Annotated in this window: 14 protein-coding genes and 1 pseudogene; all 15 read left to right on the forward strand. The window is 42.5% G+C overall.

Going from position 1 to position 10396, the window contains the following annotated elements:
- Positions 1 to 159 precede the first annotated feature (159 nt).
- The 15 genes and pseudogenes from AC075J_RS01100 to AC075J_RS01170 all read left to right on the forward strand — a co-directional run bounded on the left by AC075J_RS01100 (position 160) and on the right by AC075J_RS01170 (position 10335).
- Positions 160 to 960: a hypothetical protein gene (locus AC075J_RS01100; RefSeq protein ID WP_476389864.1), complete on the forward strand. Its 801-nt coding sequence runs from the start codon at positions 160 to 162 to the stop codon at positions 958 to 960.
- A 34-nt stretch (positions 961 to 994) separates the two neighbouring features.
- Complete coding sequence (gene spoIIIAA, locus AC075J_RS01105; protein WP_008704110.1) at positions 995 to 1933, forward strand: stage III sporulation protein AA; 939 nt, start codon at positions 995 to 997, stop codon at positions 1931 to 1933.
- Complete coding sequence (locus AC075J_RS01110; protein WP_008704109.1) at positions 1918 to 2436, forward strand: stage III sporulation protein AB; 519 nt, start codon at positions 1918 to 1920, stop codon at positions 2434 to 2436. Before spoIIIAA ends, AC075J_RS01110 begins: the two co-directional genes overlap by 16 nt.
- Before the next feature lie 81 nt (positions 2437 to 2517).
- Positions 2518 to 2713 (forward strand): annotated as a pseudogene (gene spoIIIAC / locus AC075J_RS01115) (stage III sporulation protein AC).
- 52 nt (positions 2714 to 2765) lie between these two features.
- Complete coding sequence (locus AC075J_RS01120) at positions 2766 to 3152, forward strand: SpoIIIAC/SpoIIIAD family protein (RefSeq protein WP_020994071.1); 387 nt, start codon at positions 2766 to 2768, stop codon at positions 3150 to 3152.
- On the forward strand, positions 3149 to 4378 hold the full coding sequence (locus tag AC075J_RS01125; protein ID WP_476389865.1) for a stage III sporulation protein AE: 1230 nt from the start codon (positions 3149 to 3151) through the stop codon (positions 4376 to 4378). The genes AC075J_RS01120 and AC075J_RS01125 overlap by 4 nt, the downstream gene beginning before the upstream one ends.
- A 32-nt stretch (positions 4379 to 4410) precedes the next feature.
- Positions 4411 to 4977 (forward strand): stage III sporulation protein AF, encoded by a 567-nt coding sequence (locus AC075J_RS01130; protein ID WP_008704104.1) that lies wholly within the window; start codon positions 4411 to 4413, stop codon positions 4975 to 4977.
- A gap of 40 nt (positions 4978 to 5017) precedes the next feature.
- Positions 5018 to 5278 carry a hypothetical protein gene (locus AC075J_RS01135; protein WP_227194528.1) on the forward strand — a complete coding sequence of 87 codons (261 nt, stop codon included), beginning with the start codon at positions 5018 to 5020 and terminating at the stop codon, positions 5276 to 5278.
- 104 nt (positions 5279 to 5382) lie between these two features.
- Positions 5383 to 6042, forward strand: a complete 660-nt coding sequence (locus tag AC075J_RS01140) for a SpoIIIAH-like family protein (protein WP_476389866.1) — start codon at positions 5383 to 5385, stop codon at positions 6040 to 6042.
- Between the two features lie 155 nt (positions 6043 to 6197).
- Positions 6198 to 7787 (forward strand): peptide chain release factor 3, encoded by a 1590-nt coding sequence (locus tag AC075J_RS01145; protein ID WP_055199943.1) that lies wholly within the window; start codon positions 6198 to 6200, stop codon positions 7785 to 7787.
- A 68-nt stretch (positions 7788 to 7855) separates the two neighbouring features.
- Positions 7856 to 8242: an Asp23/Gls24 family envelope stress response protein gene (locus tag AC075J_RS01150; RefSeq protein WP_026648456.1), complete on the forward strand. Its 387-nt coding sequence runs from the start codon at positions 7856 to 7858 to the stop codon at positions 8240 to 8242.
- Between the two features lie 64 nt (positions 8243 to 8306).
- Positions 8307 to 8729 (forward strand): transcription antitermination factor NusB, encoded by a 423-nt coding sequence (nusB, locus tag AC075J_RS01155; protein ID WP_008704098.1) that lies wholly within the window; start codon positions 8307 to 8309, stop codon positions 8727 to 8729.
- Positions 8726 to 9955 carry an exodeoxyribonuclease VII large subunit gene (xseA, locus tag AC075J_RS01160; RefSeq protein WP_118633045.1) on the forward strand — a complete coding sequence of 410 codons (1230 nt, stop codon included), beginning with the start codon at positions 8726 to 8728 and terminating at the stop codon, positions 9953 to 9955. The genes nusB and xseA overlap by 4 nt, the downstream gene beginning before the upstream one ends.
- Positions 9933 to 10172 carry an exodeoxyribonuclease VII small subunit gene (gene xseB, locus AC075J_RS01165; RefSeq protein ID WP_055149396.1) on the forward strand — a complete coding sequence of 80 codons (240 nt, stop codon included), beginning with the start codon at positions 9933 to 9935 and terminating at the stop codon, positions 10170 to 10172. Before xseA ends, xseB begins: the two co-directional genes overlap by 23 nt.
- Positions 10156 to 10335: a hypothetical protein gene (locus AC075J_RS01170; RefSeq protein WP_476389867.1), complete on the forward strand. Its 180-nt coding sequence runs from the start codon at positions 10156 to 10158 to the stop codon at positions 10333 to 10335. The genes xseB and AC075J_RS01170 overlap by 17 nt, the downstream gene beginning before the upstream one ends.
- Positions 10336 to 10396: the final 61 nt, after the last annotated feature.

Genomic DNA, 10396 nt, shown 5'->3' on the forward strand with positions numbered 1-10396 from the left:
TATACAGATGCTGTCGCAGCAGGAGGAGTTAAATACCTTTGCCTTTGAGGGCAGAAAAAAAGAAAAAGAGTACGGAACTTATATTGTTCCCGGACTGGGATCTACAAGAACATTCCTGAGATGTCAGAGGGGTACAAAAACAGGCGGTATGCTGCTTGCATGACTCCTCAGGGACTTGCAGTGACCGATGAGTATGTACTTGTAAGTGCCTATTGTCATACGGAAAAACATAACTCTGTTATTTATGTGATCAACAAAGAAACTCACAGATTTATCAAAGAGGTAGTCCTGCCAGGTCTGCCTCATGTAGGCGGACTTGCCTATGATCAGGAACATGATATGCTGTGGTATTCTTCAAATACCAATGGAATCGCACAGGCGATCAGCATTAAGATGGATGTGCTGCGTGACTATAATTATGCGGATAACCATATGCCTGTTCAGGTAAATCAGACATGTAGTCTTTATGGAATCGTGAGAGATTCTTTTATGACTTTCTATAAGGGGTGCCTGTATGTAGGATGTTTTAACAAATATACAGAGAGCACCATCGCGAGATATGCGGTGGATTCAAAAGGTGATCTGGTGAATACTTTTAATGAGGAACTTGGCATGATGTTTGAAATGGCGGTTCCGCTGGATTATTCTACAATATCAGAACAGGCACAGGGAATGGCTTTTTATAACGATAAGCTGTTGTTGTCTCATTCTTTTGGTATTCTGCCATCCAGGATTGTTTTTTATGAACAGTCGGATAAACGTCTGTATGTCAATGAAAATTCTGCAAGGTCATACAGAATGCCTGAGATGATCGAGCAGATTGTTGTAGAAGGGGATGAACTTTACGTACTCTTTGAATCAGGAGCTTATGCGTACAGGGGGTATGCAGGAAATGTGGTAGACCGGGTTCTGAAGCTGAATCTGATAAAAATGGAAGAGTCTTATCAGGAAGAGTACTAAAATCGGTTTGTCCACATATATTAAGTGTAAAGAGGTGAGACATATAGAAGCGCAGCAGATTGAAAACCTGTTTGCCGGAAATATCCGGAATCTTTTAATGGATGCGAAGCTGGATTATGATAAATTATATGAGATACGCCTTCGTGTAGGGCGCCCGTTGTTTTTAACTTATGACGGAGGAGAGTGTTTTCTGCGAAAACCGGGTCAGGAACAGTATCTGGTGACAACGGAAGATCTGAAAGAAACACTGGAATATGTCACAGGATATTCCCTGTATGCTTATGAGGATGAGATCAGACAGGGATTTATCAGTGTTCAGGGTGGTCACAGAGTAGGTGTGACCGGAAAGGTAGTGCTGGATCGGGGCAGGATCATGGGAATGAAATATATTTCCTGCATCAATGTCCGTCTGGCACATGAGATTCAGGGATGTGCGGATAAGGTGATGCCTTATATCCGTACAGAGAAATGGGTTGCAAATACATTGATCATTTCACCGCCAAGGTGTGGAAAGACTACGCTGCTCAGAGATATTATCAGGCAGCTCAGTAATGGATGGGCCAATACCCAGGGTCTGACAATAGGTGTGGTGGACGAGAGAAGTGAGCTGGCAGGCTGTTATCAGGGAATTCCTCAGAATGATCTGGGAATGCGTACAGATGTGCTGGACTGCTGTCCGAAATCAGAAGGTATGCAGATGCTGGTACGTTCCATGTCACCGGATGTGGTTGCAGTGGACGAGTTAGGCTGTGAAGAGGATTTCAAGGCAGTTGACTCAGTGATCCATTGTGGATGTAAGCTGATTGCGACTGCACATGGAAGCTGTCTGGAGGATGTTCTGGATCAGCCATTCTTTTATAAGCTTATGGGCGAGAAAGTATTTGAACGTTATATTATCCTGGACAAAAATGATCAGGCAGGATGTCTGAAAGCTGTATTAGATGAAAATGGAAAAGTATGCTTAGAACAGTAGGATTGTGTGTAATTGTAATTTCCGGTGTCGGTTGCGGTTTTGCCATGAGCAATGAACTTGGCAGACGCAAAAAGATGATGGAAATGATCTTACGGATGATCATCCTCCTAAGAGGAGAAATACGTTATGGAAATAAATCTCTGTACGATGCCTTTACAGGTGCTTCCGGGAAACTGGAAGGGAAGTACAGAGAATTTTTTATACTTACAGCACAGAAAATGAAAGAAAAAACAGGGGATTCCTTTGGGACAATCTTCAGAGAATCGGCCGGAAAGTGTCTGGATCTGGATTGTCTTTCGCAGGAAGAGAGAGACAGATTTTATTCACTGGGAGATCAGCTTGGTTATCTTGGACTGGATATGCAGCTAAAACAGATGGATCTGATGGAAAAGGAAACAGAATATGCGATCAGGGAACTCAGGAAAGATTTTTGTGAAAAAAGAAAATTATACCGCAGTATGGGAATACTGGGCGGAATATTTGTGGCTGTGTTTTTTTGGTGAGTATGTATTTATAATCTGTTTCTTTACTGTGTAGATTACTGTTTTGCTATATCTGGCAGCAGAAGCCGGAAAGGAGAGACTGTGGAGGTAAGTCTTATTTTTAAAATCGCTGCAGTAGGGATTCTGGTTTCTGTTCTCTGCCAGATCCTAAAACACAGTGGAAGGGATGAACAGGCATTTCTGGTAAGCCTGGCGGGGGCTTCTGATGGTGCTGTTCTGGATTGTTCCATATATTTATGAACTGTTTGAAAGTATTCAGCAGTTGTTTGTGCTGTGATTTCAAATCAACTGTTATGGCAGTTGACAGAACAGAAAGAGGTTTGAATGGCATGGATATTGTGAAAGTTTCAATCATGGGTATCTGCGGAATGATGCTTGGTTTTATTCTAAAAGAAACCAGACCGGAATTTGCTGCACTTGTGACCATGATGACGGGTTTTCTGATTCTTGGTCTTGCAGCAGGAAAAGTTTCTTATCTGTTTGAAACCATGAACAGGCTGAGAGAAAGCTTCCCCATAGACAGCAGTTATCTCACAGTTCTGGTTAAGATTATCGGGATTACATATATCGGACAGTTTTCATCTGCAATCTGCAAAGATGCCGGATATCAGATGATCGGAACACAGATCGACCTGTTCTGTAAACTGTCTGTGATGGTTCTGAGTATGCCGGTACTGCTGGCAATTCTGGATACGATTTCGGAGTTTATGATATGAGGCAGGATAAAGAGAGAAGTATCAGGGAACAGGCAGATCTGTGGAAAGGTTACTGGTGTATACTGGCATGTATACTCTTGGTAGGAAGAGTGTCATATCTTACATTCTTTCAGAATCATATAGTATCCGTATATGCCGCTGCGCAGACAGAACAGAAAGAAGATTCTTCAGTACATATCCTGCAGGAGAATCTAATGGAAGAGATACAGATTGATGATGTGCAGAAAATGTTGGATGAGATTATGGATGACCATGTTTTTTCTGTCAGGAAAGCACTGATGAATATCATAAACGGGGAGGAGCCTGTTTCAAAAGAGACTGTACGGAGCTTTTTGTATAGTCTCTTTTTTTCGGATATAGAGAATGAAAAAGGATTAATACTGAAACTTTTACTTGTGATTTTTATTGCAGCGGTGCTGGCGGAGTTTGCTGATGTTTTCGGAAACGGACAGGCTGGCAGTATCAGCTTTTATATTGTCTATCTTGCGCTGTTTACAATGCTTATGGAGAATTTCTCAAGGCTTGGAAGTACGCTTACAAACTGGCTTCTTGGACTGACGGATTTCATGAAAGTTCTGTCTCCGGCTTATTTTATGACAGTGGCTGCATCAACCGGATCATCAACGGCTGCTGCATTTTATGAAGGGATTTTGCTGATGATCTGGGCGGTTCAGTGGCTTCTTGCAAATCTGTTTCTGCCTGCTGTAAACCTGAGTTTGCTTCTGAAAATGGTTAATTATTTGTCAAAAGAGGAGATGCTTACAAAAATGGCAGAACTTTTGGATGTAGCTGTAAACTGGGGGTTGAAAACTCTTCTGGGAGCTATTGTTGGTCTGCAGATTGTGCGGAATATGGTGAGCCCGGTGATGGATGCCATGAAGCGTTCTGCTGTTGGCAAGGCAGCGAGTGCGATTCCCGGCATTGGAAATGCAGTGACCGCTGTAACAGAATTAGTGCTGACCAGTGCAGTGATGGTGCGAAACAGTTTTGGCGCAGTAATCGTGATCCTTCTGTTGCTGATTGGAGCAGGACCGATTATCCATTATGGAAGTCTTTCTCTGGTTTATCGTTTTCTGGCTGCGATTGCACAGCCAATTTCTGACAAAAGAGTTGTGGGAGCCCTGAGTACAATGGGGGAGGGATGTGCAATGCTTTTAAAGCTTTTGCTGACAGCAGAAGTACTTTGCATGCTGACATTCCTGATAGTTGTAGTTTCTGTATCCTGATGAACTGACAGAAAGATTGCCGGAGGAAACATATGAAAGAAGAGCTGTATTTATGGATTCGGAATCTGGCAGTATTTTATATCTTTTTCACTGCGGTTCTGAATCTGATACCTGACCAGAAGTATGAGAAATATGTACGCTTTTTTATGGGCCTGCTGCTGATTTTTATGATGAGTACCCCGATATTTTCCATTCTTGGAAAAGGTTCGGAACTGACGGAAAGTTTTCTGGATAATTTTTCTGAAGAAAACAGAGAGAAAGAACTCCGGGAATTTCAGAATATTCAGAAAGTCTATCTGGAAAAAGGTTACGAACTGGAACTGGAACAGAAAATCCGGGAAACTCTGGAAAAAAGAGGCATAGAAGTATATAAGGTGAAAGTAAATATAGAAGGGGAGGAGACGCAGGCAAACCTTGTACTGAAGACAGAAATTTCTCAGGAGGAGAGAAAGGAGCTTAAAGATGCGCTGGTGGAAGAGTGGGGACTTAAAGAAAACAGAATTTGTATCCAGATTGTCCGAAATGAATCCGGCAAAATGGGGAATCCTGTTGCTCATCGGAGTACTTCTGGCAGTAGCGGCGATGCCTGTATCCAGTAAGCAGCAAAAGAAAAATACGGCAGGAGAGCAGAGTGAAGATATGCAAAAAAATGTTCTGGAAGAGAAACTTGAAGCATTTCTTGAAAATACGGAAGGGGTGGGAAAGGTACAGGTTATCCTGATGACAGATGAGAAGAAAGACAGGCAGAGCTTCTATAATTCAGAAACCATACAGGTGACCGGTGTTCTGATTTCTGCGGAAGGTGGAGGAAATCCTGTAGTGGTCCAAAATATTCAGGAGGCGGTCATGGCATTATTTCAGGTGGATGCTCATAGAATTAGAATAATGAAAATGAAATGAGGAGATAAATGTGAAAAAAGTCATCGGAAAAAATCAGGTCATTATTACATCGCTGGCAATTCTGATTGCAGTGGCAGGATATCTGAACTTTGCAGATGTAGATCTTGGATTTCAGGGATAAGGAGGCAAGTACGGACAGCAGCAGTATCCTTGAAGATGCAGGATATGATCTTACAGATGAAACTGCTCTTCTGGATGAAAATCAGGCAGATGGAGGTCTGACTGATAACAGTCTTACAGACAGTCAGGAAACGGATACTCCCGGGGAGGCTGTGTTTACGGGTTCTACAGGATTTGCCGCACAGGCAAAGATCAGCAGAGAACAGGTGCGCTCACAGAACAAGGCAGATCTGCAGGACATTATCAATAATGAAGAAATTGATGATGAAGAGAAGCAGGAGGCAATACATACGATGGTCTCGATGACAGACCTTTCAGAAAAAGAAGCGGCAGCAGAGCTTTTGCTGGAGGCGAAGGGCTTTAAGAATGTAGTTGTAAATCTTACCGGAGAAACTGCGGATGTTGTGATCCCTGAAGCAGAACTTTCTGATGCACAGAGAGCACAGATTGAAGATATTGTAAAAAGGAAAACAGGAATTGCGCCAGAAAATATTGTGATCACCCCACTGAAGGAGAGTGAAGATGCAGAAGATACAACACAGACAGATGAAACATCAGCAGATACTTCGTATGAGGAAGACAGCGAAACATCAGCACAGCCATATGAGGATACCGCAATCGATACAACTGATATTTATGACTGATATTTTGATATGAATATGCGAACATATATCTTGACAGAAAAGAGGTGCATATACTAGAATAGGAATGCTGTAAAAAAATAGAAAACGTAACTGATACCGGCTGTTGCCGGTGTTTTATGCAAACAATTATAAGAAAGCGCAACAGGAGGCTGAACGTGTCTAAGTATACGAATGAAATAGAAAAAAGAAGAACATTTGCCATTATTTCCCATCCGGATGCAGGTAAAACTACACTGACTGAGAAATTCCTGCTGTATGGCGGAGCAATCAATCTTGCCGGAAGTGTTAAAGGTAAGGCAACAGCCCGCCATGCAGTGTCAGACTGGATGGAGATCGAAAAAGAGAGAGGTATTTCCGTTACTTCCTCTGTTCTGCAGTTTCATTATGATGGTTACTGCATTAATATTCTGGATACACCGGGACATCAGGATTTCTCGGAGGATACTTACCGTACACTGATGGCAGCAGATTCTGCAGTCATGGTAATCGACGGTTCCAAGGGTGTGGAGGCACAGACCAGAAAACTGTTCAAGGTCTGCGTAATGCGCCATATCCCGATTTTTACATTTATCAATAAGATGGATCGCGATGCAAACGACACATTTGACCTTCTTGATGAGATTGAGAAAGAACTTGGCATCGCAACCTGCCCGATCAACTGGCCAATCGGTTCCGGTAAGAAATTCCGCGGTGTTTATGACCGTGATACAGAGAAAATACTTACCTTTTCTGATACACAGAAAGGTACCAAAGAAGGTGTGATCGAGGAAATCCCGTTAAGTGACAGCCGGGCAGATGAGATTATGGATCCAGAGCAGAAAGCACAGCTTCTGGATGAGATTGAGCTTCTGGACGGCGCAAGTGCAGATTTTGACCAGGAGCTGGTAAGCAAAGGTAAGCTGACACCTGTATTCTTCGGATCTGCGCTGACAAACTTCGGTGTGGAAACATTTCTGGAACATTTCCTGAAGATGACAACATCACCGCTTCCGAGAGTGTCTGATATTGGGGAAATTGACCCCATGGATGATGATTTCTCAGCGTTTGTATTTAAAATCCAGGCAAACATGAACAAGGCACACAGAGACAGAATCGCATTTATGAGAATCTGTTCCGGTAAATTTGACGCTTCCCAGGAAGTATATCATGTGCAGGGTGATAAAAAGATGCGTCTGCTTCAGCCGCAGCAGATGATGGCAGAATCCCGCCATGTGGTAGATGAGGCATATGCCGGAGATATTATCGGTGTTTTTGACCCGGGTATCTTTTCCATCGGAGATACAATCTGTGCACCCGGTAAAAAGTTTACATTCGAAGGTATTCCTACATTTGCACCGGAACATTTTGCGAGAGTCCGTCAGATTGATACTATGAAGAGAAAACAGTTTGTTAAAGGTATCAATCAGATCGCGCAGGAAGGTGCTATTCAGATTTTTCAGGAGTTTAATACCGGTATGGAAGAAATTATTGTAGGTGTTGTAGGTGTCCTGCAGTTTGATGTTCTGAAATATCGTCTGGAAAATGAATATAATGTAGATATCCGTCTGGAAACACTTCCATATGAACATATTCGCTGGATTGCAAATAAAGAAGAAGTAAAAGTGGATAAGATCATTGGAACCTCTGATATGAAAAAAGTTACTGATCTTAAGGGAAATCCGCTGCTCCTCTTTGTAAATTCCTGGAGTGTGGGTATGACAGAGGACAGAAATCCTGGCTTAATATTAACGGAATTCAGTAAATAACCCTTTTCATTTATCTGTCGATTTGGTATAATGAACAAAGATTAAAGAATCCCTCAGGAGGTTTTCAGATGGCAGAGAAAAGAATAACATATAAAATACAGGATTTAGGAGGCATTGGTGAGGTTCAGATCGCAGATGAAGTGGTCGCTATCATTGCCGGACTTGCTGCTACGGAAGTAGACGGAGTTGCTTCCATGGCAGGCAATATCACAAACGAACTGGTAAGCAAACTTGGAATGAAGAATCTTTCCAGAGGTGTTAAGGTTACTGTACTCGAAGGAGTTGTAACAGTAGATCTGAACCTGAATATCGAATATGGTAAGAACATTCTTGAGACAAGTAAGAAAGTTCAGGAGAAAGTAAAATCATCCATAGAGAATATGACAGGTCTTGAGGTTGCAGATGTTAATATTCATATTGCCAGTGTAGATATGGAGAACGAAAAAGGAAAGTAACCCTTTCCTTTTTTGTGTACTTAAGAGATATTTAGAAAGGAAAGCTGTTTATACAGCAAAAATTATGCGAAGAAGAGAGCAGAGAGAACATATTTTTAAATTACTGTTTATGACAGAATTTAATTCAGAGGAAGAGATGAGTGAGCAGCTTTCACTTTATTTTGATACTCTGGAGGAACTTTCAGAGAAAGATCAGGAGTATATGAGCCGGAAATACCGCCATGTACTTGAAAAATTAGACGAGATCGATGCACTGTTAAATGAGACAAGCAATGGCTGGAAGACAAAGAGAATGAGCCGCGTTGACCTGACTGCCCTGCGTCTGGCAGTGTATGAACTGAAATATGACAAAGATGTACCTACAGGTGTAGCTATCAATGAGGCGGTAGAGCTTGCCAAACGTTTTGGCGGTGAGACTTCCGGTTCCTTTGTAAACGGTATCCTTGGCAAGATTGCCAACAGTGAAAGCGAAGAAAAATCAGAATGAAAAACACATATTCTGTAGGTCAGGTAAACCGTTATATCAAAAATATGTTTACCCAGGATTATTTACTGCAGAAGATTTATGTAAAAGGCGAGGTGTCCAATTGTAAATATCATACAAGCGGACACATCTATTTTTCCCTGAAAGATGAGACAGGAACATTGAATTGTGTGATGTTTGCCGGACACAGACGGGGACTTGCATTTGCCATGAAAAATGGCGATAAGGTGATCGTTGGCGGGAGTGTGGATGTATATGAACGCGACGGCCGCTATCAGATGTATGCAAAGGAGATTACCCTGGAAGGTGCAGGAGCTCTGTATGAGAGATATCTTGCATTGAAGCAGGAACTGGAAGATATGGGAATGTTTGCACAGGAGTACAAACAGCCCATTCCGAGATTTATCAGACGTCTGGGTGTGGTAACTGCACCGACAGGTGCGGCTGTTCAGGATATCCGCAATATTTCCTATCGAAGAAATCCCTATTTACAGATTATTTTATATCCGGCTCTTGTACAGGGGGCGGGTGCGGCAGAAAGTATTGTAAAAGGAATACAGATGCTTGATAAGACAGATGTGGATGTGATCATTGTGGGAAGAGGCGGTGGCTCTATTGAAGATCTCTGGGCGTTTAATGAAGAAATCGTGGCCAGAGCTATTTTTGAGTGCAGTACACCCATTATTTCCGCAGTAGGTCATGAAACGGATTTTACAATTGCTGATTTCGCTGCTGATCTGCGAGCTCCTACTCCTTCTGCTGCGGCAGAGCTTGCGGTGGATGATTACAGAAGTGTGATTGAAGCAGTAAGTATTTACAGGCAGCGGTTATATCGTGCAATGAGTGGTAAAATGGATCTGTACCGCAGCAGACTGGAGCATTTTCAGACAAAATTTGCTTATCTGAGTCCGGAGAACAGGCTGCGGGAGCAGAGACAGCGTCTGGCAGATCTGGAGAATGCTGTACAAAATGGAATGAACAGGAAACTTCAGGATGAGAGACACAGATTGTCTGTTTATCTGGAACGTTTTGCAGGACTTTCCCCTTTAAAGAAACTGAATCAGGGATATTCTTATGTGGCAGATAAATATAAAAAGACATTGACAAGTGTAGAACAGGTACAAAATGGGGATACCATTTATATATCTGTGACAGACGGTACGATAGAAGCAGATGTTATAGGTACGGTGAAGGAGGAGAGAATCTATGGTGAAGAAAGAAAACTGTGAGCAGTTACAGGAGGAAAAACCTCTGGAAGAGATGTTTGCAGAACTGGATCTGCTGGCTGAAAAACTGGAAAACAGAGACACATCGCTGGAGGACTCTTTTATACTGTACAGACAGGGCATGGAACTTTTGAAACTTTGCAGCGGGAAGCTGGATACAGTGGAGAAGAAAATGCTGCAGCTTAATGAGGATGGTACATTTAGTGAATTTTCAAGATGAATTAGCAAAGAGAATGGAAGAAACAGAGAAAGTGATCAGAAGCTTCCTGCCTGCAGAGGCGGGATTCGCCGGAACAATGGCTCAGGCTATGAATTACAGTATGCTGGCAGGAGGCAAAGCGCCTTCGGCCAATGTTGATCCGGGAGACATATCGCCTGTTTGATGGTAAGGAAGAAGTTGTAAAACCGTTTATGGCAGGAATGGAGATGATCCATACTCATTCC

The sequence above is a fragment of the Blautia sp. ZXY-1-C6 genome, from assembly GCF_056339875.1.